The sequence below is a fragment of the Sulfitobacter alexandrii genome (assembly GCF_001886735.1).
Classification (GTDB): Bacteria; Pseudomonadota; Alphaproteobacteria; order Rhodobacterales; family Rhodobacteraceae; genus Sulfitobacter; species Sulfitobacter alexandrii.
Genome location: NZ_CP018077.1, coordinates 151,735 through 175,876, shown reverse-complemented (window position 1 = coordinate 175,876; position 24,142 = coordinate 151,735). Strand labels below are relative to the sequence as shown.

At 65.8% G+C, this 24,142-nt stretch carries 27 protein-coding genes; 21 read left to right on the top strand and 6 right to left on the bottom strand.

The genetic code is table 11. The features are described from left to right. Positions 1-52: 52 nt before the first annotated feature. The 13 genes from BOO69_RS19520 (at position 53) to dxs (ending at position 12,289) form a co-directional block, all read left to right on the top strand. Positions 53-931, top strand: a complete 879-nt coding sequence (locus BOO69_RS19520) for a polyprenyl synthetase family protein (protein WP_071974065.1) — start codon at positions 53-55, stop codon at positions 929-931. Then, complete coding sequence (locus BOO69_RS19515) at positions 932-2,056, top strand: methyltransferase (RefSeq protein WP_083545760.1); 1,125 nt, start codon at positions 932-934, stop codon at positions 2,054-2,056. A 115-nt stretch (positions 2,057-2,171) separates the two neighbouring features. Beyond that, a complete protein-coding gene (gene bchC, locus BOO69_RS19510; RefSeq protein WP_071974064.1) occupies positions 2,172-3,113 on the top strand; it encodes a chlorophyll synthesis pathway protein BchC in 942 nt (313 codons plus the stop codon). Beyond that, positions 3,110-4,129: a chlorophyllide a reductase iron protein subunit X gene (locus BOO69_RS19505; RefSeq protein WP_071974063.1), complete on the top strand. Its 1,020-nt coding sequence runs from the start codon at positions 3,110-3,112 to the stop codon at positions 4,127-4,129. Before bchC ends, BOO69_RS19505 begins: the two co-directional genes overlap by 4 nt. Further along, positions 4,122-5,699, top strand: a complete 1,578-nt coding sequence (gene bchY, locus BOO69_RS19500; protein WP_071974062.1) for a chlorophyllide a reductase subunit Y — start codon at positions 4,122-4,124, stop codon at positions 5,697-5,699. Before BOO69_RS19505 ends, bchY begins: the two co-directional genes overlap by 8 nt. Before the next feature lie 172 nt (positions 5,700-5,871). Then, positions 5,872-7,335: a chlorophyllide a reductase subunit Z gene (gene bchZ, locus BOO69_RS19495; protein ID WP_071974061.1), complete on the top strand. Its 1,464-nt coding sequence runs from the start codon at positions 5,872-5,874 to the stop codon at positions 7,333-7,335. After that, entirely contained in the window at positions 7,332-7,568 is a 237-nt protein-coding gene (gene pufQ, locus BOO69_RS19490; protein WP_071974060.1) for a cytochrome PufQ, read from the top strand. Before bchZ ends, pufQ begins: the two co-directional genes overlap by 4 nt. 140 nt (positions 7,569-7,708) lie before the next feature. Continuing rightward, positions 7,709-7,867, top strand: coding sequence for a light-harvesting antenna LH1, beta subunit (pufB, locus tag BOO69_RS19485; RefSeq protein ID WP_071974059.1), 159 nt, complete (start codon positions 7,709-7,711; stop codon positions 7,865-7,867). Positions 7,868-7,876: 9 nt separating this feature from the next. Continuing rightward, the gene (gene pufA / locus BOO69_RS19480) at positions 7,877-8,047 is read left to right on the top strand and encodes a light-harvesting antenna LH1, alpha subunit (RefSeq protein WP_071974058.1); all 171 of its coding nucleotides are present in this window, start codon (positions 7,877-7,879) and stop codon (positions 8,045-8,047) included. Positions 8,048-8,158: 111 nt separating this feature from the next. Further along, positions 8,159-8,989 (top strand): photosynthetic reaction center subunit L, encoded by an 831-nt coding sequence (gene pufL / locus BOO69_RS19475; RefSeq protein ID WP_071974057.1) that lies wholly within the window; start codon positions 8,159-8,161, stop codon positions 8,987-8,989. Positions 8,990-9,003: 14 nt separating this feature from the next. Continuing rightward, positions 9,004-9,930 (top strand): photosynthetic reaction center subunit M, encoded by a 927-nt coding sequence (pufM, locus tag BOO69_RS19470; protein ID WP_071974056.1) that lies wholly within the window; start codon positions 9,004-9,006, stop codon positions 9,928-9,930. Positions 9,931-9,941: 11 nt separating this feature from the next. Then, entirely contained in the window at positions 9,942-10,178 is a 237-nt protein-coding gene (gene pufX / locus BOO69_RS19465; protein WP_071974055.1) for an RC-LH1 core complex protein PufX, read from the top strand. Positions 10,179-10,381: 203 nt separating this feature from the next. After that, on the top strand, positions 10,382-12,289 hold the full coding sequence (gene dxs / locus BOO69_RS19460) for a 1-deoxy-D-xylulose-5-phosphate synthase (protein WP_071974054.1): 1,908 nt from the start codon (positions 10,382-10,384) through the stop codon (positions 12,287-12,289). Positions 12,290-12,340: 51 nt separating this feature from the next. On the opposite strand, the gene idi is transcribed toward dxs, so the two are convergent. Genes idi through chlG form a run of 4 tightly spaced genes read right to left on the bottom strand, consistent with a single transcriptional unit; the run spans position 12,341 to position 16,246 of the window. After that, positions 12,341-12,877 (bottom strand): isopentenyl-diphosphate Delta-isomerase, encoded by a 537-nt coding sequence (idi, locus tag BOO69_RS19455; RefSeq protein WP_071974053.1) that lies wholly within the window; start codon positions 12,875-12,877, stop codon positions 12,341-12,343. A gap of 8 nt (positions 12,878-12,885) precedes the next feature. Then, positions 12,886-14,064: a geranylgeranyl diphosphate reductase gene (locus BOO69_RS19450; RefSeq protein WP_071974052.1), complete on the bottom strand. Its 1,179-nt coding sequence runs from the start codon at positions 14,062-14,064 to the stop codon at positions 12,886-12,888. A gap of 2 nt (positions 14,065-14,066) precedes the next feature. Then, positions 14,067-15,350, bottom strand: coding sequence for a BCD family MFS transporter (locus BOO69_RS19445; RefSeq protein ID WP_071974051.1), 1,284 nt, complete (start codon positions 15,348-15,350; stop codon positions 14,067-14,069). Next, positions 15,347-16,246 (bottom strand): chlorophyll synthase ChlG, encoded by a 900-nt coding sequence (chlG, locus tag BOO69_RS19440; RefSeq protein WP_071974050.1) that lies wholly within the window; start codon positions 16,244-16,246, stop codon positions 15,347-15,349. The genes BOO69_RS19445 and chlG overlap by 4 nt, the downstream gene beginning before the upstream one ends. A gap of 159 nt (positions 16,247-16,405) precedes the next feature. On the opposite strand from chlG, the gene BOO69_RS19435 reads away from it, so the two are divergent. Beyond that, a complete protein-coding gene (locus BOO69_RS19435) occupies positions 16,406-16,867 on the top strand; it encodes a c-type cytochrome (protein ID WP_071974049.1) in 462 nt (153 codons plus the stop codon). Between the two features lie 81 nt (positions 16,868-16,948). On the opposite strand, the gene BOO69_RS19430 is transcribed toward BOO69_RS19435, so the two are convergent. Continuing rightward, positions 16,949-17,767, bottom strand: coding sequence for a cobalamin B12-binding domain-containing protein (locus BOO69_RS19430; RefSeq protein WP_071974048.1), 819 nt, complete (start codon positions 17,765-17,767; stop codon positions 16,949-16,951). A gap of 371 nt (positions 17,768-18,138) precedes the next feature. Here BOO69_RS19430 and BOO69_RS19425 point away from each other — a divergent pair, with 371 nt between their 5' ends. Genes BOO69_RS19425 through BOO69_RS19395 form a run of 7 tightly spaced genes read left to right on the top strand, consistent with a single transcriptional unit; the run spans position 18,139 to position 23,499 of the window. Further along, a complete protein-coding gene (locus BOO69_RS19425) occupies positions 18,139-19,299 on the top strand; it encodes an ABC transporter substrate-binding protein (protein WP_083545758.1) in 1,161 nt (386 codons plus the stop codon). A gap of 52 nt (positions 19,300-19,351) precedes the next feature. Continuing rightward, the gene (locus BOO69_RS19420; protein WP_071974047.1) at positions 19,352-20,269 is read left to right on the top strand and encodes a branched-chain amino acid ABC transporter permease; all 918 of its coding nucleotides are present in this window, start codon (positions 19,352-19,354) and stop codon (positions 20,267-20,269) included. Position 20,270: 1 nt separating this feature from the next. Further along, on the top strand, positions 20,271-21,257 hold the full coding sequence (locus BOO69_RS19415) for a branched-chain amino acid ABC transporter permease (protein WP_071974046.1): 987 nt from the start codon (positions 20,271-20,273) through the stop codon (positions 21,255-21,257). Further along, complete coding sequence (locus BOO69_RS19410) at positions 21,247-22,005, top strand: ABC transporter ATP-binding protein (protein WP_071974045.1); 759 nt, start codon at positions 21,247-21,249, stop codon at positions 22,003-22,005. Before BOO69_RS19415 ends, BOO69_RS19410 begins: the two co-directional genes overlap by 11 nt. Continuing rightward, the gene (locus tag BOO69_RS19405; RefSeq protein WP_071974044.1) at positions 22,002-22,691 is read left to right on the top strand and encodes an ABC transporter ATP-binding protein; all 690 of its coding nucleotides are present in this window, start codon (positions 22,002-22,004) and stop codon (positions 22,689-22,691) included. Before BOO69_RS19410 ends, BOO69_RS19405 begins: the two co-directional genes overlap by 4 nt. Before the next feature lie 3 nt (positions 22,692-22,694). Further along, on the top strand, positions 22,695-23,114 hold the full coding sequence (locus tag BOO69_RS19400; protein WP_156875005.1) for an acyl-CoA thioesterase: 420 nt from the start codon (positions 22,695-22,697) through the stop codon (positions 23,112-23,114). Continuing rightward, positions 23,104-23,499 (top strand): RidA family protein, encoded by a 396-nt coding sequence (locus tag BOO69_RS19395; RefSeq protein WP_071974043.1) that lies wholly within the window; start codon positions 23,104-23,106, stop codon positions 23,497-23,499. The genes BOO69_RS19400 and BOO69_RS19395 overlap by 11 nt, the downstream gene beginning before the upstream one ends. A gap of 6 nt (positions 23,500-23,505) precedes the next feature. Here the strand turns inward: BOO69_RS19395 and BOO69_RS19390 are convergent, their stop codons facing one another. Next, positions 23,506-24,141 carry a flavin reductase family protein gene (locus BOO69_RS19390; protein WP_071974042.1) on the bottom strand — a complete coding sequence of 212 codons (636 nt, stop codon included), beginning with the start codon at positions 24,139-24,141 and terminating at the stop codon, positions 23,506-23,508. Position 24,142 lies beyond the last annotated feature (1 nt).

Below are 24,142 nucleotides of genomic sequence, written 5' to 3'. Positions count from 1 at the left end.
GACACATAGAATGTCATCAATAGAGTACATTATACGCAGCGGGAGAGTCGACATGGATATCAAGGCCCGAATAGATCACGCCATCGCAGAAGCCATCGCGGCCGGGCAGGCGGGACCGACGCCCGCCAAGCTTGCGTCCGCGCTGCATTACGCGGTCCATCCCGGCGGGGCGCGCATCCGTCCGTCGATCCTGATGTCGGTGGCCTTGGCCTGCGGCGACAGATCGCCCCGGCTGACCGATGCCGCGGCAGCGGCGCTCGAGCTGATCCACTGCGCATCGCTGGTGCACGACGACCTGCCGTGCTTCGATGATGCGGCGACACGGCGCGGCAAGCCTTCGGTCCATCGCGCCTACGGTGAGCCGCTGGCGGTGCTGACCGGCGACAGCCTGATCATCATGGCGTTCGAGACCCTCGCGCGCGCAGCGGGGGAGGATCCCGCGCAGGCGGCGCGGCTGATCTCCATCCTCGCCCGGCGGACCGGGATGCCCCGCGGAATTTGCGCGGGCCAGGGTTGGGAAAGCGAGGATGACGTGGACCTGTCGGCCTATCACCAGGCCAAGACCGGGGCGCTTTTCATGGCGGCAACCCAGATGGGTGCCGTCGCGGCGGGGGAGGACGCGGAGCCATGGGAGGAACTGGGCGCCCGCATCGGCGAGGCCTTCCAGGTGGCAGACGACTTGCGCGACGCGCTTTACGATGGCGAGACACTGGGCAAACCGGTCGGTCAGGACGATCTTCACGGTCGTCCCAACGCGGTGACGGAGCTGGGCGTGGAAGGGGCCATCGACCGGATGCGCGACATTCTGGCGGGGGCCATCGCCTCCATCCCCAAGTGCGCGGGAGAAGCAAGGCTCGCCGCCCTCGTCACCGCACAGGCCGAGGTGCTGACCCCGATCAAGTGGCGCGCGGCGCGGGTGCCGGGCGAGTAAATGGCCGACGTGCCCGCTGACATGGGCCCGACGCGGGCCGTTCCGTTTCATCGCGGGCTGTTCGCGCGGCGGGGGTTCCAGAAATGGGCGGCCCGCTTTCCCCTGACCCGCAGGCTGGTAAGGCGCGAGGGCGAAGCACTCTTTGACCTGCTGGCGGGCTTCTGCCACGCACAGGTGCTCATGGCGCTGGTGCAGCTCGATCTGCCCGCCCGGCTGCTGCGCCGGTCGGAAAGCGCCGCGACCCTTGCCGCCGCGACGGGTGTGCCGCCCGACCGGATGCAGGTGCTGCTGAATGCGGCCATCGCGCTGGGGCTGATCCGGCGCGCGCGGGGACGCCGATACGCCCTGACCCGGCGCGGTGCCGCGTTGGCCGGGGTGCCGGGGCTGCAGCAGATGATCCTGCATCACGACGTGCTCTACCGCGACCTCGCCGATCCGGCCGCGTTCTTCCGCGGCGAGACGACACCGGAACTTGCCGGGTTCTGGCCCTATGTTTTCGGCGGCGCGGTGGATCCGCAGGTCGCCGCGACCTATTCCGACCTGATGGCGCAAAGCCAGCTTCTGGTCGCGGACGATACCCTGGACGCCGTGACCTTGCGCGGAGTGCGGCACCTGATGGACGTGGGGGGCGGTACCGGCGCGTTCCTGGCGGAAGTGGCGGCGTCCCATCCGGCGCTGGAGATGACACTCTTCGATCTGCCCGCCGTCGCCCCGCAGGCCCGATACCGATTCGCCGGTGCAGGCTGTGCCGGAAGGGTGCGCATCCTGCCGGGATCCTTCCGCGACGGTCCGCTGCCCGACGGCGCCGATGCGATTTCGTTGGTGCGTGTGCTTTACGATCACTCGGACGAAACGGTGACCGATCTGCTGGCCAAGTGCTTTGCCGCGCTGCCTGCCGGGGGGCGGCTGATCATTTCCGAACCGATGAGCGGCGGGGCGCGGCCCAACCGCGCCGGCGATGCCTATTTCGCGCTCTACACGCTGGCAATGGGCACCGGCAAGGCGCGCTCGGCCGATGAGATCGCGGCGATGTGCCGGGCGGCTGGTTTCACCGATCTGCGGTTTCCGCGGTGCAGACGTCCCTTCGTGACACGCGTCGTCACCGCCGTGAAAGAAGATCGCTGACTGTCCAAGACAGTTGACAGAACAAAGTGTCAGTTTTACCTTACAACTAAGAATTGACACATCGGGCGACTCCCCCACGGGGTGACAGCGCCGCAATTCGGGGGAGGAGAGACACATGCAGACAGACGCCGTCATCCTCCACGGACCGAGACACCTTGGCTTGCAGCGCGTTGCCCTCAGAACGCCCGCGCCGACCGACATCGTGATCGAAATCTCCCATTCCGGGATTTCCACCGGCACTGAAAAGCTGCTGTGGAGCGGGGATATGCCACCGTTTCCCGGAATGGGCTACCCGCTGGTGCCCGGTTACGAGGCCGCCGGCGAAGTGGTCGAGGCGCCCGTCGCCTCCGGTTACCGACCGGGCGACAGGGTGTTCGTGCCGGGGGCGAACTGTTTTGACGGCGCGTTCGGGTTGTTCGGCGGTGCCGCAGGCCTGTTGATCAGCGATCCCGACCGCGTCACCCGGATCGACGCCGGCCACGGGGCCGAAGGCGCGTTGCTTGCCCTCGCCGCCACCGCCCGCCACGCGATGGCCGGGCCGGGCAAGGCCGTGCCGGACCTGATCGTGGGGCACGGGGTGCTTGGGCGTCTGCTCGCGCGGCTGACCGTGGCGGCCGGGGCGCCCGCCCCGACCGTCTGGGAAACCGACCCGACCCGCCGCGGCGGCACCATGGGATACGAGGTGCTGGACCCCGAGGCGGACCCGCGCCGCGACTATGCAAGCATCTACGACGCCTCCGGCAATGCCGCGATCCTGGGCGACCTGATCGGTCGGCTGACCAAGGGGGGCGAGATCGTGCTCGCGGGGTTCTATGCCGCGCCGATCCAGTTCGCCTTCCCGCCCGCCTTCCTCAGGGAAGCGCGTTTCCGCGTTGCGGCCGAATGGACCCGCGATGACCTCGCCGCGACCCGGGCACTGGTCGAAAGCGGCACGCTGTCGCTGGGTGGCCTGATCACCCATCGCGCGGCGGCGGCGGACGCGGCGGCGTCTTACGAAAAGGCATTCTCCGACACCGGGTGCCTGAAAATGATACTCGACTGGAAAGGCCACGCATGACACTCGATATCCCCAATCTCAAGGACGGCGGCGGCATCGAGGACTTTGACCGGCGCCTGCGCGACGAGGCGAACGAGGATCTTACCGACATCGCGTCGGAGGCGCCCAAGTCGAAGACCCAGATCATCGCGATCTACGGGAAGGGCGGCATCGGCAAGTCGTTCACGCTGGCCAACCTCAGCCACATGATGGCCGAGCAGGGCAAGCGCGTGCTGCTGATCGGCTGCGATCCGAAATCCGATACCACCAGCCTGCTGTTCGGCGGCAAGGCCTGTCCGACGATCATCGAGACGTCCTCGAAGAAGAAGCTGGCGGGCGAGGAAGTCCAGATCGGCGATGTCTGCTTCAAGCGCGGCGGAGTCTTCGCCATGGAACTCGGCGGGCCCGAGGTCGGCCGCGGCTGCGGCGGGCGCGGCATCATCCATGGCTTCGAACTGCTGGAGAAGCTCGGTTTCCACGACTGGGACTTCGACTACGTGCTGCTGGATTTCCTCGGCGACGTCGTCTGTGGCGGTTTCGGCCTGCCGATCGCCCGCGACATGGCGCAGAAGGTGATCCTGGTCGCGTCCAACGATCTGCAGTCCCTCTACGTCGCCAACAACGTCTGCTCGGCGGTGGAATATTTCCGCAAGCTTGGCGGCAACGTCGGTGTTGCGGGGTTGGTGGTGAACAAGGATGACGGCTCCGGCGAGGCGCAGGCCTTTGCGGAGGCGGTGAAGATCCCGGTGCTGGCGGCGATCCCGCAGGACGACGACCTGCGCAAGAAGTCGGCGAACTACCAGATCGTGGGAACCATGCATTCTCCCTGGGGTCCGCTCTTTGCCGAGTTGGGGCTCGAGGTCGCGGAGGCGCCTCCGGTGCGGCCCACGCCGCTGGACCAGGACGGGCTGCTGGGACTGTTCGATGCCTCCGACACCGGCGGCAACGTGGTGCTGGAACCCGCGACCGACGCCGACATGCGCGGCAAGTACGACACCCCAAAGGTGTCGCTCGAAGTTGTCTACGACGATGTCTGAGCGCGCGGGATATCATGTTTCCTACGACGCTGCGGGCGACGTCGTGATCGACGCCGCGGACGGTGCGCCGGAACTGCCTGCCGCCGAGGCGCCGCAGGATGGCGCGGGCTGCCATGCGGGCGGGACGATGGAAGACGCCGCACGGGCCGCGGGACAATCGGAGCTGCTGGATGGCTTCGCCCGCGACTATCCGCAGGGGCCGCATGACAAGCCGCAATCCATGTGTCCCGCCTTTGGATCGCTGCGCGTCGGGTTGCGGATGAAGCGCGTCGCGACGATCTTGTCCGGCTCGGCTTGTTGTGTGTACGGCCTGACATTCGTCAGCCATTTCTACGGGGCGCGGCGGTCGGTCGGATACGTCCCGTTCAACTCGGAAACCTTGGTCACCGGCAAGCTGTTCGAGGACATTCGCGAGGCCGTGCACGAGATCGCCGACCCCGACAAGCTGGATGCGGTGGTGGTGACCAATCTCTGCGTGCCGACGGCAAGCGGCGTGCCGCTGCGCCTGCTCCCGCCGGAGATCGACGGCGTCCGGATCGTGGGGATAGACGTGCCCGGCTTTGGCGTGCCGACCCACGCAGAGGCCAAGGATGTACTGGCCGGCGCGATGCTGAACTACGCCCGCAAGGAAATCGAGGCCGGACCGGTGGCGATGCCCCAGGGGGGCCGGTCCGACCGTCCCACGGTCAGCCTGCTGGGCGAGATGTTCCCCGCCGACCCGATGATGATCGCCCGGATGCTGGAGCCGCTCGGCCTTGCTGTCGGGCCCGTGGTTCCCTGCCGCGAGTGGCGCGAACTCTACGCCGCGCTCGATTGCGGTGCCGTGGCGGCGATACACCCTTTTTATACGTCGGCCGTACGCGAATTTCAGGCCGCGGGCCGCCCCGTGGTGGGGTCGGCGCCGGTCGGCCACGATGGCACGGCCGCATGGCTGGCGGCGATCGGCGAAACATTCGGTCTGGCCGCCGCGACGGTGGGAGAGGCGCAGAATGCTGTCCTTCCCGCGATCCGCGCGGGTCTTGCCGCGGCACCGGTCCGCGGAACCATTACGCTATCGGGCTACGAGGGCAGCGAGCTGCTGGTCGCACGACTGCTGATCGAAAGCGGCGCGGACGTGCCCTATGTCGGCACCGCGTGCGCGAAATCCCCCTGGTCCGCGGAGGATGCGGCCTGGCTGGAAGCCAAGGGTACCAAGGTGCAGTTCCGTGCCTCGCTCGAAGACGACTGCGCGGCGATGGAAGCGATCAGGCCCGATCTCGCCATCGGAACGACCCCGGTGGTGCAGAAGGGGAAGGAGCTGGGAATCCCCGCACTCTATTTCACCAATCTGATCTCTGCGCGTCCCCTGATGGGCGTCGCCGGTGCCGGCGCCTTGGCCCAGGTGGTCAATGCCGCCATCGGCAACAAGGATCGCATGAACCGCATGCGCGCGTTCTTCGAAGGCGTGGGGCAAGGCGACAGTGCCGGGGTCTGGCAGGGATCGCCGAACCTCCAGCCGCAATTCCGTGCGCAGAATGCGAAGAAGCTGGAGCGCGCCCAGAAGCGCGCCGACGCGGAGCGAATGATATGACGCGCGGTTCATCGAATAGCCCCCTCACCCCCAACCCCTCTCCCCGAGGGGAGAGGGGAGCCGCGCAAGGCCACGGTTGGCGCACTGACCCCACCCGAGCTACCCGTGTCTCCCCTCTCCCTGCGGGAGAGGGGCCGGGGGTGAGGGGGAACCCGGTGAAAGGGCGTGCACCATGCTGATCCAGGATCATGACCGGGCGGGAGGATACTGGGGTGCAGTCTATGCCTTCTGCGCCGTCAAGGGGTTGCAGGTGGTGATCGACGGCCCGGTGGGGTGTGAGAACCTGCCGGTCACGAGCGTGCTGCATTACACCGACGCGTTGCCGCCGCACGAGTTGCCCATCGTGGTGACCGGGCTGGGCGAGGACGAGATGGGGGCCGGCACCGAAGAGTCGATGAAACGGGCATGGGATGTCCTTGACCCCGCCTTGCCCGCCGTGGTCGTCACCGGCTCCATTGCCGAAATGATCGGCGGGGGTGTGACGCCGCAGGGCACCAACATCCAGCGGTTCCTGCCGCGCACCATCGACGAGGACCAGTGGGAGGCCGCCGACCGGGCGATGACCTGGGTCTTCACGGAGTTCGGCATGACCAAGGGGCGGATGCCGCCCGAAAAGAAACGCGAGGAGGAGGCCGCGCCCCGGGTCAACATCCTCGGGCCGATGTACGGGACCTTCAACATGCCCTCGGACCTGGCCGAGATCCGGCGTCTGGTCGAGGGGATCGGCGCCGAGGTCAACATGGTGATGCCGCTTGGCGCCCACGTGGGCGAGATGCGCAACCTGGTCAATGCCGACGTCAATATCTGCATGTACAGGGAATTTGGCAGGGGCCTTTGCGAGGTGCTGGGCAAGCCCTACCTGCAGGCGCCGGTCGGGGTGGACAGCACCACGAAGTTCCTGCGCAAGCTGGGCGCGCTGCTGGATGTCGACCCCGAACCCTTCATCGAGCGCGAGAAGCATTCGACGATCAAGCCGGTCTGGGACCTGTGGCGGTCGGTCACGCAGGATTTCTTCGCCACCGCGTCTTTCGGGATCGTCGCCAGTGAAACCTATGCGCGGGGCGTGAGGCATTTCCTGGAAAACGACCTCGGCCTGCCCTGCGCCTTCGCCGTGGCGCGGACGCGGGGGCGGAAGACCGACAACGACGCGGTCCGCGCGCTGGTGCACGAGAAGCGGCCGCTGATCCTGATGGGGTCGATCAACGAGAAGATGTACCTTGCCGAGATGAAGTCGGGCTTCGGGCCCGCGCCGGCCTTCATACCGGCCTCCTTTCCAGGTGCCGCGATCCGGCGCGCGACGGGAACCCCCTTCATGGGATACGCGGGGGCGACCTACATCGTGCAGGAGGTCTGCAACGGCCTGTTCGATGCGCTGTTCCACATCCTGCCGCTCGCGTCCGAGATGGATGCGACCCCGGCGACCCCGACCCCGCTCAGACGGGATTTCCCCTGGGATTCGGATGCCCAGGCCAAGCTGGACGAGATCGTCGCCAGCCATCCGGTCCTGACACGGATTTCCGCCGCCAAGACCCTGCGTGACGCCGCCGAGAAGCGGGCGCTCGACGCCGGGGACGAACGGGTGGTTCTGGAGACCGTCCAGGCCCTTCAAACAGCTTCCGGGAGGAGCGCAACATGACTGACATCAGCAACGATCACGGTCTGTCGCAGACCACGACCCACCGCAGGAGCGGGCCGCCCATGCGCGAGTACTACGTGTATTTCGCGGTCATCTTCGTGGCGACCCTGCCGCTGACCTGCCTGACATGGGCGCTGACCGTGGCGCGCCGGATGGAGCTGCCCGAGCGTGGCCCGGTCAAGGCCGCGTGGTCGCAGGCCCGTATCATCACGCCGCGGATCTTCAGCGCGTGACCGTCGAAATTCCGGGGTCCGACCCGGAGAAGAAGTTCGCCATTCCTGCCCGGAGTGGTGGATCGGGACAGGGGATGAGCCCCTGTCGTAACCCGGCCGCGGGGGGTGCGCGGCGTCGGCACTTTTTCTAGGAGAAAAACATGGCTGATAAAAATGACCTGTCCTTCACGGGTCTGACAGACGAGCAAGCGCAGGAATTGCACTCGGTCTACATGAGCGGCTTCGCGATCTTCACGATCGTGGCCCTGGTCGCCCATATCCTGACCTACTTCAAACTGCCTTGGTTCAGCTGGGGATAAGAGGAAATCATGGCACAGTTTTACAAGATCTGGCTCATTTTCGACCCGCGCCGCGTCTTCGTGGCCCAGGGTGTCTTCCTCTTTCTGCTGGCGGTGATGATTCACCTCGTCCTGCTCAGCAATCCGGAGACCAACTGGCTCAACCGTGCTTTCGGCACGGAAGCGGCCGCTGCGGAATAAATCCTGCAAAGAGACCGCAGCGGGCGGCCCCCGGCCGCCCGCCGCAACCTGGAAAATCACGCGCCCCGCCGGCACCGGGCCGGTTCGCAGGGCGCATTTGGGAGATGGAAGATGGCACAGCTCAGCTTCGAAAGAAAATACCGGGTCCGGGGCGGGACCTTGGTTGGCGGTGATCTGTTCGACTTCTGGGTGGGGCCCTTCTACGTCGGATTCTTTGGCGTCACGACGTTCTTTTTCGCCGCGCTCGGAACGATACTGATCTTTTACGGGGCAGCCCTGGGACCGACGTGGAACCCCTGGCTGATCTCGATCAACCCACCGGCGCTGGAGGTCGGGCTGGGCCTGGCCCCGCTGGCCGAGGGCGGACTTTGGCAGATCATCACCATGTGCGCGACGCTGGCTTTCGTCAGCTGGGCCCTGCGCGAGGTCGAAATCTGCCGCAAGCTGGGGATCGGGTACCATGTGCCATGGGCCTTCGGAGTGGCGATCCTGGCCTACGTGACACTGGTCATCATCCGGCCGGTTCTGCTGGGCGCCTGGGGGCACGGCTTTCCCTACGGAATCTTCAGTCACCTCGATTGGGTGAACAACGTGGGCTACGCCTACGGCAACTTCCACTACAACCCCGCGCACATGATCGCGATCACCTTCTTCTTCACGACCTGTCTCGCGCTGGCCCTGCACGGTTCCCTCGTGCTGTCGGCGGTCAATACCGGCAAGGGCAATCCGATCGCCACGCCGGATCACGAGGACACCTATTTCCGCGATCTGATCGGCTATTCCATCGGGCCGCTCGGCATTCACCGGCTCGGCCTGCTGCTGGCGCTGAATGCCGGTCTGTGGAGCGCGATCTGCATCGTGATCTCCGGCACCATCTGGTTCGACCAGTGGAGCGCCTGGTGGGATTGGTGGCTCTACCTGCCCTGGTGGGCGGACCTGTAAGGAGGGTATGAACAATGGCTGAATATCAAAACATCTTTACCCAGGTGCAAGTGCAGGGGCCGCCGGAAATGGGCCTCGACCCCAAGGGCCTGATAGAGCGCGAGCGGACGAAATCCGCGGGCTTTTCCCAGCTGCTGGGCATATTCGGGAACGCGCAGCTCGGGCCTGTTTACCTGGGCACCTTCGGGGTCGTGTCGCTGGCGACGGGGTTCATCTGGTTCTTCATCGTCGGGATGAACTTCTGGTGGCAGGTGGATTATTCTCCGGCCCTGTTCCTGCGCGAACTGTTCTGGCTGGCCCTTGAGCCGCCGTCGTCGGATTACGGCCTGGGCTTTCCGCCGCTGAACGAGGGGGGATGGTGGCTGATCGCCAGCTTCTTCCTGCTGATCAGCGTGATTTCGTGGTGGATCCGCACCTACCTGCGGGCCGAGGAACTGGGCATGGGCAAGCATGTCAGCTGGGCCTTCGCCTCGGCGATCTGGCTGTTCCTCGTGCTGGGCCTGTTCCGGCCGGTGCTGATGGGCAGCTGGTCCGAGGCGGTGCCCTACGGCATCTTCCCGCACCTCGACTGGACGAACCTGTTCTCATTGACCTACGGCAACCTGTTCTACAACCCGTTCCACGCGCTTTCGATCGCCTTCCTCTATGGCTCGGCCCTGCTGTTCGCCATGCACGGGGCGACCATTCTGGCGGTCAGCCGTTACGGTGGCGAGCGGGAGATCGAGCAGATCGTGGACCGTGGCACCGCCAGTGAACGTGCCGCCCTGTTCTGGCGCTGGACCATGGGGTTCAACGCGACGATGGAGGGGATCCATCGCTGGGCATGGTGGTTCGCGGTGCTGACCACGCTGACCGGCGGCATCGGCATCCTGCTGACGGGCACGGTCGTGGACAACTGGTTCGCCTGGGCACAGGAACACGGCTACGCGCCGCTGGATTGAGGAGAGAAACCATGAGTGACAACAACGACTTCCTGCGCACCGGTTCCGGCAACTTCCGTCTCAGGGCGGACGTGACGGCGCTGATGCTCAAGGGGGCAGGATACGCGGCACTGGTGTGCGTGGTGGTCGGTCTGTGCCTGTGGCTTCTCGCGGCGCTGGGACTGCTCCTGCCGGAACAGTCCCGCGACACGCCCGATCCCACGCCCTATTCCGATGTTCCGGCGCTGCGCGCCAGCGACATCGGCTAAGCATCGGCGGGGCCGGTTCGCCGCGGCCCCGCCCCAGCCTTTCGGCTCTTTCACGTCCCTTGAAGGAGCCGGAAACGTCAGAAAGAGGCTTTTCTGACACGTCCTGTTGGCTACGGGAGCCGGGAGGAGGGTACCGCACAACGGCACGTTCCTCCCGATCCCGGGCCGGCGGGCGCTTCCTTTCAGCCCGAAGGACCGTGACGATGACCCATGCCAAGACCCCCACACCGTATCTGGATCGTATTGGCGGCCCCGCGGACCTGCGACACCTGAGCATCGAGGCGCTGGACGCGCTGGCGGGCGAGCTGCGCGTCGAGGTGATCGAGGCGGTGGCCCGGACCGGGGGTCACCTCGGGTCGTCGCTGGGGGTGGTTGAACTGACCGTCGCGCTGCACGCCGTCTTCGACACCCCGCGCGACAAGCTGATCTGGGACGTGGGCCACCAGTGCTATCCGCACAAGGTGCTGACCGGACGGCGCGACCGGATGCACACGCTGCGCCAGGAAGGCGGGATCTCCGGTTTCACCAAGCGCAGCGAATCCGAATTCGACCCCTTCGGCGCCGCCCATTCATCCACGTCGATCTCGGCGGCGCTGGGGTTCACGGTGGGACGCGACATGGGCCAGCCGACGGGCGATGCCATCGCCGTGATCGGGGACGGATCCATCAGTGCCGGCATGGCCTACGAGGCCATGAACAACGCGGGGGCCGAGGGACGGCGGATGTTCGTGATCCTAAACGACAACGAGATGTCCATCGCCCCGCCGGTCGGCGCGATGTCGAAATACCTGTCCGGCCTTTACGGGTCGCCCCTGGGAAGGGTGCAGCAGATGGCCGAAGGCTTCGAGGCGGCGCTGCCCGGCCCCTTGCGTGACCATGCCCGCCGTGCGCGGCAGATGGTGACCGGGGTTGCCGGGGCGCAGGGCACGCTGTTCGAGGAACTGGGATTTCAATACGTCGGCCCCATCGACGGCCATGACATGACACAGCTGGTCACCGTGCTGCGCGCCGCGCGGGCAAGGGCGACCGGACCGGTGCTGATCCATTGCTGCACGGTCAAGGGCAAGGGCTATGCGCCCGCCGAACGGTCGGCGGACAAGTATCACGGCGTCGGCAAGTTCGAGGTCGCCAGCGGCAATCAGGCGAAGAAGCGGCCGAACGCGCCCAGCTACACCAAGGTATTCGGCGAGGCCCTCGCGCGGGAGGCAGAGGCCGACTCGCGGATCTTCGGCATCACCGCGGCAATGCCCGGCGGGACGGGCATGGACATCTTTTCCAAGGCGCATCCGAAGCGGATGTTCGACGTGGGCATTGCCGAACAACACGGCGTGACCTTTGCCGCCGGTCTGGCCGCGTCCGGTCTGAAGCCGTTCTGCGCGATCTATTCCACCTTCCTTCAGCGCGGCTATGACCAGGTCGTGCATGACGTGGCCCTGCAGAACCTGCCGGTGCGTTTCGCGATCGACCGCGCCGGTCTGGTCGGCGCCGACGGCGCGACCCACGCGGGCGCATTCGACATCGGTTATCTGTGTGCCCTGCCGAACTTCACTGTCATGGCCGCGGCTGACGAGGCTGAGCTGGTCCACATGGTCGCCACCGCCGTGGCTCATGACAGCGGCCCCATCGCCTTTCGCTATCCGCGCGGCGAGGGCGAGGGCGTGGACCTGCCCGCGCAGGGCGACGTGCTCGAGATCGGCAAGGGCCGGATACTCGCCGAAGGCGCGGATGTGGCGATCCTGTCTTTCGGGGCGCACCTGGGCGAGAGCCGCAAGGCGGTTGCGCTGCTCGCCGAGCGGGGCCTGTCCTGCACCCTCGCCGACGCGCGCTTTGCCAAACCGCTGGACCGCGATCTGCTGCACCGGCTGGCGCGCAATCACCGCGCGCTGATTACCGTGGAGCAGGGCGCGCGCGGCGGCTTCGGCGCGATGGTGCTGCATGATCTGGCGGGAGAGGGGCTGCTGGACGGCACCCTCGCGATCCGGACCATGACGCTGCCCGACCGTTTCATCGATCAGGCGGCACCCGACGCGATGTACGCCGACGCGGGCCTTACCGCCACGGACATCGCCGCGACGGCGCTTCAGGCTGTCGGTGAAAGGGTGTTGGGCTGAACTGGCAGCGCGGACCGACTTGGGTTCGATCACGCGACCGGACAGTCAGTGCTACTCCAGGATCATCTCGCGGTGCTCGGCAAGGTAGATGCGCAGCCACGGGGTGAAGCGGTCGGGATGTTCCGCGATTTCGTCCACCAGGGCGTCAGGGCTGATCCAGCGCGTCGCCATGACTTCGGCCGGGTTCTGGTCCATCGGCATGTCGGCAGGCGCGTGGGCGAGGAAGACCTCGACCAGTTCGTGTTCGATCAGCCCGTTCCCGACCTCGGCCCGGTATTCGACCTGGCCGCGGTGCGCGAGGTTCAGGCCGGTGATGCCCAGTTCCTCGTCCAGCCGACGTTCGGCGCAGGCCGCCGCCGGTTCGCCCCAGTCGGGATGCGTGCAGCAGGTGTTCGCCCAGAGACCCGGCGTATGGTACTTGCCCAACGCCCTCTGCTGGATGAGGATCCGCCCCGCACGCAGCACGAAGACCGACACGGCGAGATGCCGCAGCCCGCGCCGGTGCGCCGCCAGTTTCTCGACCGGGGTGAGCCGTCCGTCGATCCACGCGGGGATCATGATCTCGCGGGGCGTCATGCTGCCGTCCATGATGGTCCTCAGACGCGGGTTACTGCCACCAGACGGGTCAGATGTGCAAGGTTTTTCAGCCCGATCTTGAGGTGCGCCATGGGGCGGGCCCTGACCAGCTTCTTGTTCATGTAGGCTTCGAAGGTAAGCCGCTGCACGTCGATATCGTGACAGAGGGAGACGAAACGCTCCCGGCGTTCGTCGCTGCGGTAATAGGCGTTCTGCATGGCACCGAGCACGCGGAACACCTGCTTGTGTTCGCGCATGAAGAGCTTGCGCGCCAGCGCCAGGTCACCCGCGCGGCCCGTGCTCAGGCAAGCACTGGCGGCAGTTGCGGCCACCTGCCCGCCAATCATCGCATAGTAGATCCCCTCGCCCGAGGAGGGGGCGACGACACCCGCGGCATCGCCCGCCAGCACCACGTCGCGACCGTTGTCCCAGCGGTCCATCGGCCTGAGCGGAATGGGCGCCCCTTCGCGCCGGATCGTGCGGCAACTCTCCAGCCCGGCGGCACGGCGCAGGTCCGCCGTCGCCCGCTTGAGGTCGACACCGTCCAGACCCGTGCCCATGCCGACGCTGGCGGATTTGCCATGCGGAAAGACCCAGCCGTAGAAGTCCGGGCTGATCGCCCCGTCGTAGATCACGTCGCAGCGGGCGGGATCGTAGGTATCGGTCCGTTCGGGTGCCTCTATGATCTCGTGGTAGGCGATTACGAAAGGAATCCGGTCGCCGCCCGGCACCTCGGCCTTGGCGACGTTGGACCGGGCCCCGTCCGCGCCGATGATGAGCGCCGTCCTCAGGGCGCGCTCCTCGCCGCTGGCCTTGTCGCGATAGATGACCTTCGTCTCGATCCCGTGGCGGTCGATCCGCAGGAACGTGCCCGTAAAACGGGCCGCGCCGGCATCCGCGGCGCGGGCGCGCAGGTATTCGTCGAAGAACTCGCGATCCACCATCCCGACGTAGCCGTTCTCTATCGGGATATCGACCCGGCGCTGCGTTGGCGAGATCATCCTTGCCGTGTTGATCCGGGCCACGATCTGGCTGTCGGGAATGCGAAAATCGGATACCAGCCGGGGCGGGATCGCACCGCCGCACGGCTTGATCCGGCCGTCACGGTCCAGAAGAGCGACGCTGTGGCCGGAACGGGCCAGTTCCTCGGCGGCGGTTGCACCGGACGGGCCACCGCCCACGACAACGACATCGAACATATCTACTCCCCCGGAACCATTGCGGCGTGTTTGCTGCTGGTGTTGTCCATGATGCGCAGGGCCATCACGGCCGCTGCGATGAAAAGGGCGGCCTCGACCAGAAAAACGGTGCCGAAGGCCGTGGTGTCGGGGCGCAGGCCGCGCATGACATCGACGGCGGCGGCACCTGTCAGCCCGCCGAAACCCGCGGCGATCGCCTGTGCCGCGCCCCACAGGCCCATGCGCGTTCCTTCGCGCTGGCCGCGCCCCTCTGCGGCGAGGGCCATCATCGACCCGATCGCGGCGACAGCGAACATGCCGTTGAAGAACCCGAGCGCCACGACCGGGCCGGTCAGGCCGAGGCCCGCGCGCGCCACGCCTTCCCATGCGATGACGCAGAGCGCCAGCGCGGAACCGACGCATCCCGCCACCACCCAGCTGCGCAGCTGGCCGCGGCGCAGACCGGTGGCGACGATCCCCACCGTCAACATGCCGACGAAGACACCGCCGTTCTGCGCACCGCTGAGCGCGGTGGACTGGCCGGGGCTGAAGCCCCAGACGAGCCCGGCGAAAGGTTCGAGGATCAGTTCCTGCATGAAATAGGCATTCATCGACAGGAAGACGAACAATGTGAAGTTCCGCGTGCGCGGCTCCGCCCAGATTTCGCGCAGCCCATCGAGGAAAGGCGCGGCGGGCTCAGGCGCGATCGCGGTCACCCGTTTCTCGATCCCCGCCACGGCGAGGGCGGAGAGCAGGGTGGCGGCGCCCACCACGACGGCCACGACCACCAGCAGGCGCGCGGGCGAGTAGGGATCGAGAAAACTGCCGGCGAGCCCGGCCGTGAGGGCGATGCCGAAGATCATCATCAACCACGTGATCGTGGCGGCGGCGGCGCGGCGCTCGGGGGCCGTGGCGGTGGCAAGCAGGGCGAGTAGCGACGTGCCCGATGCCCCGACGCCCAGCCCGATCACCGCGTATGCCAGCACCGACAGTGACAGCCCGGCCCAGAAGCTGGTGGCGAAAAGCGTGACCGCGAAGGCCGCGGCGAAGCCGCCCGCGGCCAGTGCCGCCATGCCGCCCAGGATCCATGCCGTCCGGTTGCCCCCGGTGTCGGACGTATAGCCCCAGCGCGGGCGGCTGAGCTGGATGCCGTAGTGCAAACCGACGAGCGCACCGGGCAATATCGCGGGGAGCGCGAACTCCACCACCATCAGGCGGTTGAGCGTCGAGGTCGTCAGGACCACGATGGCCCCCAGGGCCATCTGGACCAATCCGAGGCGGACGATCTGGACCCACGTAAGCGTCATGCAAGATACCTCAGCGCAAAGGCGGCGATCATCATGCCGGTGATGTAGAACAGGACGCCGGTGCCGTTGTACCACGGGGCACGCCCCTCCGGATCGCGCAGCAGGACGCGCATCGCGGCGATCTGGGCGCACAGCAGGGCCGTTATGGCGAGGGCGTGCAGGGGCCTGTCCCAAAGCACGAGCAGGCCGATGACCACCACCTGCGGCAGGGCCATGCCCCAGCAGGCCACCCGCGCCGCGCGGGCGGGGCCAAGCGTCACGGGCAGGGAATTGACCCCGGTGCGGGTATCGCCTTCGAGCGCCTTGAAGTCGTTGAGCGTCATGATGCCATGGGCGCCCAGTGCATAGAGCAACGCCACGAGGACGATCTGCGGCGAGGGCGCCCCGGCGGAAAGGACCGCCGCGCCGGTGAACCACGGCAGCCCCTCGTAGCAGAGACCGACCAGACCCGGCCCCCACCAGCCCGACCTTTTCAGGCGAACGGGTTCGGCGGAATAGGCCCAGGCGGCCAGCACGCCGAAGACGGTGGCGGCGAAACCCCAGGGCCCGAGTTGCCAGCCGACCAGCAGCGACAGCCCCGACATGGCCAGCGCGATCCAAAGGCCCCAGCGGCCGGGGATACGCCCCGACGGGATCGGGCGATCGGGCTCGTTGATGGCGTCCACGTGACGGTCGCACCAGTCGTTTGCAGCCTGACTCATGCCGCAGACGATGGGACCGGCCAGCAGAACCCCCAACAGGACAAGCCCCCAACTGCCCGACAGGGCAGCGCCCGACGACACCACCCCGCAGAGATACGCCCACATCGGCGGAAACCAGGTGATCGGCTTGATCAACTGCAGCATCGCCGAGGTTTCCGGCAGTCGGCGGGCCGGGATATGGCTGGTCATGGACATATGTAAGCCTAGCCTGACATATTGAGTCTCTTCAAGTGTAATGTTGACTAGACATAACCCCTCGACCAATGTCGGTGGTGGGAGTCGCCAAACTTTGCATTTGCTTCTTCCGAAAATGCTCTACGTTACCGAGACGGAGCACAGGAACAGGAGTTCGTGATGAATATTGTCAAGACAGCCGTACTGGGTCTGGCGCTGGTCGCCGGCCCCGCTTTCGCGGAAAGCCACGCCACTGGCGATGCGGACGCGGGAGAACAGGTTTTCGCCAAGTGCAAGGCATGCCATTCGATCGTTGACGCCGACGGCAAGGACGTCGTCAAGGGCGGCCGTACCGGCCCGAACCTTTACGGCGTGTACCAGCGCGTTGCAGGCACGCAGGAAGAATTCGCCGACAAGTACGGCGACTCGATCAAGGCTGCCGGTGAAGCCGGGCTGGAATGGAACGAGGAGGATTTCGTCGTCTACGTTCAGGATCCCCGCGCGTTCCTTCAGGAATACCTCGACGACCGCAAGGCACGGTCGAAGATGTCCTTCAAGCTGCGTGACGAGGAAGACGCCAAGAACGTGTGGGCCTATCTTGTTTCCGTCGGCCCGGACGCAGAGGCCGAAGCGACAAACTGATCTCCCCGAGCAGGGAGGAAGGAATAGGCGGTCCTGCGGAGGTTGGGCCGCCCATTTTTTTTGCCGCAGGCCAGCCGGGCGTCAGACGGCGACGGCGGTCAGATTGCCCCAGAGGCGTTCCATCTCGGCAATCGCCTCTTTCAAGTCAGATGTCATCGCATCCACCTGCATCAGCCGGATGCTGTCACGCGCCTCGTCGACGATGTTTCCGCTGACGAGGATGCGCACGCCGGGCACGCTGACACGCAATGCAAGGATCAGGCGGGCGAGGGCGGGCAAGGCGTGCTGTCCCCCCGCAGAAATGCCGACGAGCCGTTGCCGCGAGGCGATGATTCGCTCCAGCAGCGCATCGTGATCGAGTCCTGCCTCCACGTCGATGTGCCAGCCTTTCTGGCGGAACAGGTCTGCCGCCATCTTGACCCCGAGGGTATGCGTTTCGTCTGGCACGGACGCGAAGAAGGCGGATTTGGATGGGGGCAGGTCACCGGGTTCCAGGGTGAAACGCAGGCTCCTCATGATCGCGTAGATTCGTCCAGTGCCGATGGTGACCTCCGCAAAGGTCAGTTCGTCCGACACCCATTTTTCTCCCAAGAGCTTGGCGGCGGGCGACAGCAGACCAAGATAGATATCCTGCACGCTGGCACCTTTGGCATGGTGCTTCTCGACCATCTGGTAGGCGTGCGCGCTGCTTCCCTCCACCAGCGCGGCGCCGAAGCTGTCGATGTCGGCGCGGTCGAAAGCCCGCCTCGGGGTCTGCTGCGCGAGCCTGCGCAGCACCTCGCGCGCGAGGGAAACGACGGTGGTCTCCGGCAAAGTCTGCTTGAACAGGCGGATGTCTTCGAAACTCTGCTGATAGAGATCGACCTCCACCAGCTCGCGATCATTCTCCATCGATGCCATGACTCCCCCATGGAGTTCTCCGGCCCGGCGCCGGTGCTAGCACCTGTTCCGGAGAACTGACACCGGTGATGATAGCACGACTTACATGCGCGGCAAAACACTGGTTCAAAAAAGGCTATATTTTTGAACAACTTATGTATCGTTTTCTAGACACCGGCGGTGACCAGAAAATTAGACACCGACGATCGAACCTTAACGCACAGGCGCGCCAATTAACTTCAAGCTCAAAATATTTTTGCTTGAAGTAAATTCCGGGCAGCCGTAAATTGGGGTCAGGGTAGGGAATGTGTGCGTGGTCGCTTGCGCGCGGCACCGATCTTTCCCAAGCTTCACCGAGCGCGAAAATGCGCCGTTCCAACCGGGAGATTACGATGAACCACAAATTCACAGCCGTCGCTGCCGCAGCCTTGGCGATGACGTTCGGAACCGCCGCACTGGCCGATGCCCATGGCGGCAAGGTCAAGATCGGCCTGATCACCACGCTGACCGGCGGGGGCGCGTCCCTTGGCGTCGATACGCGCGACGGCTTCATGCTGGCGATCGATCAGGCCGGCAACGACAACGTCGAGGTCATCATCGAAGATGACGAGCGCGCGCCTGAAATGGCCGTGCAGGTCGCGGACAAGATGATCCAGTCGGACAAGGTGGATATCCTCACCGGCATCGTCTGGTCGAACCTTGCGCTCGCGGTCGCACCCGCGGCGAACGCGCAGGGCAAGTTCTATGTCTCGACCAACGCGGCGCCTGCCCAGTTGGCCGGCAAGGGCTGCAACCAGGATTACTTTGCCGTGTCCTACCAGAACGACAACCTGCACGAGGCGGCAGGCGCCCATGCCAAGGCGTCGGGCTACACCAAGCCCTTCATCCTGGCGCCGAACTATCCGGCGGGGCAGGATTCGTTGACCGGGTTCAAGCGTCTTTACGGCGGCGAGCTGGCAGGCGAACTCTACACCAAACTGGGCCAAACCGACTACGCGGCCGAGATCGCGCAGATCCGTGCCTCGGGCGCCGACAGCATCTTCTTCTTCCTGCCCGGCGGCATGGGGATCTCGTTTCTCAAGCAGTTCGCCGACAGCGGCATCGACCTGCCGGTGATCGGGCCCGCTTTCAGCTTCGACCAGACGATCCTGCCCGCGGTGGGTGATTCCGCACTGGGCGTGCACAACACGTCTCAGTGGAACAAGGACATCGACAACGCCGCCAACAAGAAGTTCGTCGAAGGCTTCCAGGAAGCCTATGGCCGTCTGCCGTCTCTCTATGCCGCGCAGGCCTATGACACCGCGAACCTGATCCTCTCCGCCGTGGAGAAGGCCGACATCGCGGACCGTGACGCCTTCCGCGCCGCGCTGAAGGAGGCCGACTTCGACTCCGTCCGTGGCAAGTTCAAGTTCGGGAACAACAACCACCCGATCCAGGACATCTACGTGCGTGAAGTGATCAAGGAAGGCGACGTCTACACCAACAAGATCATCTCGACCGTCCTGACCGATCATCAGGATGTCTATGCCGCGGAATGCGGTCTGAGCAACTGAGACAGACGCTGGCGGCCTCGACGGGGCCGCCAGCCCGAAACCGGGGCCGGGCATGTCGACCATCCTGCTGATAGAACAAATCCTCAACGGGCTGCAGTTCGGAGTCATGCTGTTCCTGATGGCGGCAGGGCTGACCCTGATCTTCGGGGTCATGGGGCTGATCAATCTCGCGCATGGATCACTCTACATGATCGGCGCCTTCGTCGCGGCGGCGGGCGCGGCTGCGACGGGGTCCTTCGTCCTGGGACTGATCGCGGCATTGATGGCCGCCGCACTCTTCGGCGCGCTGATCGAGTTGACGGTGATCCGGCGGCTCTACGCCCGCGACCACCTTGACCAGGTCCTGGCGACCTTTGCCCTGATCCTCATCTTTTCCGAGGCCACCCGCTGGGTCTTCGGCTCCTTTCCGCTCTACCTCGACACGCCGGCATTCCTGTCCGGGACGGTCACGCTGCCCGGCGGCATCCTCTACTCCAAGTACCGGCTGGCGATCATCCTCATCGGGCTCGTCGTGGCCGCGGGCCTGTTCCTGCTGATCTCGAAAACGCGCGTCGGTATGCGAATCCGCGCAGGCGAGAACGACCGCGAGATGATCGGCGCGCTCGGGGTGGATATCTCCGTTCTCTACACGATGGTCTTTGCCCTCGGCGCCGCACTCGCGGGGCTGTCCGGTGCGCTCGTCGGCGCGATCCAGTCGGTCGAGGTCGGCATGGGCGAGCCGGTGCTGATCCTTGCCTTCGTGGTGATCGTGATCGGCGGCATCGGATCGATCAAGGGAGCGCTGGCGGGGGCAATACTGGTGGGCCTGACCGATACGCTGGGCAGGTCGCTGCTGCCGCTATTCTTCGCCACCTTCATGGAACCTTCGGCGGCCACCTCCGTCGGCTCCGCGCTGGCATCCATGCTGATCTACATTCTCATGGCGGGGGTCTTGCTGTTCAAGCCCACCGGCCTCTTCGGGAGCGCCTGACATGTTGCCGGAACGCTTTATCAACCTGCTGGTCCTGGGCCTGCTTCTGGCAGTGCCGCTGATCGCGATGGCGCTGGACGAGCCCTTCATCATCACGCTGGCGACCAAGGCCGCGGTGCTCGCGCTTGCCGGCGTGGGGCTGAACCTGGCGCTGGGGCAGGGCGGGCTGGTCAGCTTTGGCCACGCCGCCTATTTCGGGGTCGGCGGCTATGCGATGGGCATCCTCGCCAGTCACGCCCAAAGCTATACCCCGATCATGGAAGCGCCGTTCCTGATCGAGGGAACGAAGTCGATGCTGGTGATCTGGCTCGTCGCCATCGTCGCCAGCGCGCTGGTGGCACTGCTGGTCGGCGCGCTGTCCCTGCGGACATCGGGCGTCTATTTCATCATGGTCACGCTCGCCTTCGGCCAGATGCTCTATTACTTCGCGATCTCTTGGCCTGCCTACGGGGGCGAGGACGGCCTGTCCATCTACGTGCGCAACGGCTTTCCGGGGCTGAATACGCTGGATCCGATCCAGTTCTTCGGCCTGTGCTTCGCCGTGCTGCTGATCGTGCTTCTGTTCGTGCGGATGCTGAACCGGTCGCCCTTCGGCCTGGCCCTGCACGGGGCGCACCAGAACGAGGAGCGGGCACGCACCGTCGGCATCAACGTCTACCGGCTGCGCCTGACGGCCTTTGTCATATCGGGGGCGATCACGGGGCTGGCCGGTGCGCTCTTCGCCGATCTGAACCGCTTCGTCAGCCCCACGATGCTGAGCTGGCACACCTCGGGCGAGATCATGGTGTTCATCATTCTGGGCGGTGTGGCGCGGTTGTGCGGGCCGGTGGCGGGGGCGGCGGTCTACATCCTGCTGGAGCATGTGCTGGGCGGATTGTCGGAGTACTGGCATATCTACCTCGGCGCGATCCTGCTCTTTGTCGTCCTGTTCGCCAAGGGCGGTCTGATCGGCGGGCTGTCTCGCCGGGAGGTGCGTCATGCCGGATGACCTGATCCTCGACGTGCGCGACCTGCACAAGAGCTTCGGCGCGCTCAAGGCCAGCGACGGCATTTCGCTGGATCTGAAAGCGGGTGAGATCCACGCCCTGATCGGACCGAACGGGGCGGGCAAGTCGACCCTGATCAAGCAGATCGCGGGCGGGTTGAAGCCCGACCGCGGCACGGTGCATTTCATGGGCCGCGACGTCAGCGGGCTGTCGGTGGCAAAGCGCGCGCAGGCGGGACTGGGCCGCACGTTCCAGATCTCCGCGTTGGCGATGGACTACACGGTGATGGAAAACGCCGTGCTTGGCGCCATCGGGCAAAGTGGCCGCACCTTCAGCTTCTTCCGGCCGGCGATGAAGGACCGCCGCCTGCTGGAACGCGCCGGTGCCGCACTGGAGCGTGTGGGACTGGCGGACCACGCCAGCACCATTACTTCCGAGCTGTCGCATGGCCAGCGCCGCCAGCTGGAGGTCGCGGTGGCATTGACCCTGTCACCCCGGGCCTTCCTGATGGACGAACCGATGGCCGGCATGGGCGCCGAGGGGTCGCAGGAACTGACGGCCTTCCTGCGCGAACTGAAGCAGCAGGCGCCGATCCTGCTGGTTGAACACGACATGGACGCGGTGTTTGCGCTCGCGGACCGGATCAGCGTGCTGGTCTATGGCAAGATCATCGCCACCGGCAGTGTCGACGAGATCCGCGCGAACCCGGACGTCAAGACAGCCTACCTGGGCGAGGAGGACGCGGCATGAGCCTGTTGTCCCTCGGGGGAATTACTGCCAGCTACGGCGCATCGCAGGCCCTGTTCGGGGTGGATCTCGAGGTGCGCGAAGGTGAGGTCGTGGCACTCATGGGCCGCAACGGCATGGGCAAGTCGACCACCATCAAGGTGATCTGTCGCCTGCTCAAGAACGGCGAAGGCACCGTCCGCTTCGACGGGCAGGACATCGCCGGGCTGCCTGCGCACCGGGCCGCGAAACTGGGCCTTGGCCTGGTGCCCGAGGGGCGGCGGTGCTTCACGAACCTCACGGTGCGCGAGAACCTCTATGCGTCTGCACGGCCCGGCCATTGGGATTTCGACCGGGTGCACGCGCTGTTTCCCCGGCTGGAGGAACGCGGCGACCAGATGGCGGGATCTCTTTCGGGCGGCGAGCAGCAGATGCTGGCCATCGGCCGCGCACTGATGACGAATCCGCGCCTGTTGATCCTGGACGAGGCGACCGAAGGTCTCGCACCGGTTGTGCGGCAGGAAATCTGGGACGCCATCGCAACGCTCAAGGGCGACGCGGGCCTGTCGATCCTCGTGGTGGACAAGACGATCAGCGAATTGCGCCGCATTGCCGACCGGGTCGTGATCCTCGAGCGCGGCAAATCGGTATGGACCGGCACGATGAGCACGCTGAACGGCGATGTCCGCGACAGGTATCTGGGGGTCTGAGGCATGCCTTTCATCTATCATCAGAAGGTCAAGTTCCGGCATTGCGATCCGGCGGGCATCGTTTTTTATCCGCGGTATTTCGAAATGATGAACGATACGGTCGAGGATTTCTTCGACACCGTCGCGGGCTTGCCCTTCTCGGAGATGCATCGGGACTGCGGCATTCCCACGGCGGGGATCGAGGCACAGTTCCACGCGCCAAGCCGGCTCGGGGACGCGCTCAAGATCGCACTCAGGGTCACGAAGGTGGGGCGTAGCAGCCTGGGCCTTGCCTATGACGCCCGCTGCGGCGCGGAGCAGAGATTCACGGCGGCCTCCACGGTCGTCTTCATAGATGGCGCGGGCCGACCCGCCGCCTGGACCGATGCGCTGCGGGCGCGGTTGGAAGAACATATGAAAGAGGAGACGTCAGATGGCGCATGAGGTGATCCAGCCCGAAGGATGGGCCAAGGCCAAGGGCTATGCCAACGGGGTGAAGGCCGCCGGGGGGCAGCTTTTCATCGGCGGACAGATCGGCTGGACCGCCGAGCAGAAGTTCGAAGCCCACGATTTTCTCGGGCAGACGGAACAGGCGCTCCGGAACATCCTCGCCATTCTCGAGGCCGCGGGCGGCACTGCCGAAGACCTGGTGCGTCTGACCTGGTACGTGACCGACAAGCGTGAATACCTGGCCAAGCAGCGCGAGATGGGCGAAGTCTATCGCAAGGTGCTGGGGCGCAATTTCCCCGCGATGGCGATGGTCATCGTCGCCGGCCTTGTCGAGGACGAGGCACTGGTCGAGATCGAGGCGACGGCGGTACTGTCCTGACCGGCGTCAGCCCCGGTTTCTGACCCAGCTGTCGTAATCGGGGCGATCGATCTGGAACGTATCGCCGCTGCGCGCGTACCAGCCCGCGCCGTGCATCCGACCGATCAGCCCCAGCGCGGGTGTGTCGATGTATGCCTTTTCCGCGTCCAGCACGAACGGATCCGCGACATGGATTGCCAGCACCTGCCCGATGACGATGGCCTGCTGCGGTCCAGTGGTCACGACACTGTGCGTGCGACACTCGAACGAGACCGGCGCCCCCGCGATGCGTGGCGGGGCGATATGGGTGCTCGCGGCTGACTGCAGGCCGGCGATTTCCAGTTCGCTGACATCCGCCGGTGCATTCATGCAGGTGAGGTTCATCGCCTCGGCCAGATGCTCGGGCACGAGGTTGACCACGAATTCCCCGCTGTCGAGGATGTTGCGCGCCGTGTCCTTCCACCCCTTGTCCGGGTCTGCGAGGATCCCGATCGCCACGGTCGGGGGCGTGTGGCCCATCGCGTTGAAGAAGCTGTAGGGTGCGGCGTTCACAACGCCCTGCGCCGACAGGCTGCTCACCCAGGCGATGGGCCGGGGCGTGACACAGGCGGTCAGCAGCTTGTAACTGCGCTGGGGCGTGGCCGGGTCGAGGTCGAACCGCATC

What these genes read in the sequence shown, in the direction of transcription:
- BOO69_RS19520 (WP_071974065.1), top strand. Translation starts at nt 53, where the DNA reads ATGGATATCAAGGCCCGAATAGATCACGCCATCGCAGAAGCCATCGCG.
- BOO69_RS19515 (WP_083545760.1), top strand. Translation starts at nt 932, where the DNA reads ATGGCCGACGTGCCCGCTGACATGGGCCCGACGCGGGCCGTTCCGTTT.
- bchC (WP_071974064.1), top strand. Translation starts at nt 2,172, where the DNA reads ATGCAGACAGACGCCGTCATCCTCCACGGACCGAGACACCTTGGCTTG.
- BOO69_RS19505 (WP_071974063.1), top strand. Translation starts at nt 3,110, where the DNA reads ATGACACTCGATATCCCCAATCTCAAGGACGGCGGCGGCATCGAGGAC.
- bchY (WP_071974062.1), top strand. Translation starts at nt 4,122, where the DNA reads ATGTCTGAGCGCGCGGGATATCATGTTTCCTACGACGCTGCGGGCGAC.
- bchZ (WP_071974061.1), top strand. Translation starts at nt 5,872, where the DNA reads ATGCTGATCCAGGATCATGACCGGGCGGGAGGATACTGGGGTGCAGTC.
- pufQ (WP_071974060.1), top strand. Translation starts at nt 7,332, where the DNA reads ATGACTGACATCAGCAACGATCACGGTCTGTCGCAGACCACGACCCAC.
- pufB (WP_071974059.1), top strand. Translation starts at nt 7,709, where the DNA reads ATGGCTGATAAAAATGACCTGTCCTTCACGGGTCTGACAGACGAGCAA.
- pufA (WP_071974058.1), top strand. Translation starts at nt 7,877, where the DNA reads ATGGCACAGTTTTACAAGATCTGGCTCATTTTCGACCCGCGCCGCGTC.
- pufL (WP_071974057.1), top strand. Translation starts at nt 8,159, where the DNA reads ATGGCACAGCTCAGCTTCGAAAGAAAATACCGGGTCCGGGGCGGGACC.
- pufM (WP_071974056.1), top strand. Translation starts at nt 9,004, where the DNA reads ATGGCTGAATATCAAAACATCTTTACCCAGGTGCAAGTGCAGGGGCCG.
- pufX (WP_071974055.1), top strand. Translation starts at nt 9,942, where the DNA reads ATGAGTGACAACAACGACTTCCTGCGCACCGGTTCCGGCAACTTCCGT.
- dxs (WP_071974054.1), top strand. Translation starts at nt 10,382, where the DNA reads ATGACCCATGCCAAGACCCCCACACCGTATCTGGATCGTATTGGCGGC.
- idi (WP_071974053.1), bottom strand. Translation starts at nt 12,877, where the DNA reads ATGGACGGCAGCATGACGCCCCGCGAGATCATGATCCCCGCGTGGATC.
- BOO69_RS19450 (WP_071974052.1), bottom strand. Translation starts at nt 14,064, where the DNA reads ATGTTCGATGTCGTTGTCGTGGGCGGTGGCCCGTCCGGTGCAACCGCC.
- BOO69_RS19445 (WP_071974051.1), bottom strand. Translation starts at nt 15,350, where the DNA reads ATGACGCTTACGTGGGTCCAGATCGTCCGCCTCGGATTGGTCCAGATG.
- chlG (WP_071974050.1), bottom strand. Translation starts at nt 16,246, where the DNA reads ATGTCCATGACCAGCCATATCCCGGCCCGCCGACTGCCGGAAACCTCG.
- BOO69_RS19435 (WP_071974049.1), top strand. Translation starts at nt 16,406, where the DNA reads ATGAATATTGTCAAGACAGCCGTACTGGGTCTGGCGCTGGTCGCCGGC.
- BOO69_RS19430 (WP_071974048.1), bottom strand. Translation starts at nt 17,767, where the DNA reads ATGGCATCGATGGAGAATGATCGCGAGCTGGTGGAGGTCGATCTCTAT.
- BOO69_RS19425 (WP_083545758.1), top strand. Translation starts at nt 18,139, where the DNA reads ATGAACCACAAATTCACAGCCGTCGCTGCCGCAGCCTTGGCGATGACG.
- BOO69_RS19420 (WP_071974047.1), top strand. Translation starts at nt 19,352, where the DNA reads ATGTCGACCATCCTGCTGATAGAACAAATCCTCAACGGGCTGCAGTTC.
- BOO69_RS19415 (WP_071974046.1), top strand. Translation starts at nt 20,271, where the DNA reads ATGTTGCCGGAACGCTTTATCAACCTGCTGGTCCTGGGCCTGCTTCTG.
- BOO69_RS19410 (WP_071974045.1), top strand. Translation starts at nt 21,247, where the DNA reads ATGCCGGATGACCTGATCCTCGACGTGCGCGACCTGCACAAGAGCTTC.
- BOO69_RS19405 (WP_071974044.1), top strand. Translation starts at nt 22,002, where the DNA reads ATGAGCCTGTTGTCCCTCGGGGGAATTACTGCCAGCTACGGCGCATCG.
- BOO69_RS19400 (WP_156875005.1), top strand. Translation starts at nt 22,695, where the DNA reads ATGCCTTTCATCTATCATCAGAAGGTCAAGTTCCGGCATTGCGATCCG.
- BOO69_RS19395 (WP_071974043.1), top strand. Translation starts at nt 23,104, where the DNA reads ATGGCGCATGAGGTGATCCAGCCCGAAGGATGGGCCAAGGCCAAGGGC.
- BOO69_RS19390 (WP_071974042.1), bottom strand. Translation starts at nt 24,141, where the DNA reads ATGCGGTTCGACCTCGACCCGGCCACGCCCCAGCGCAGTTACAAGCTG.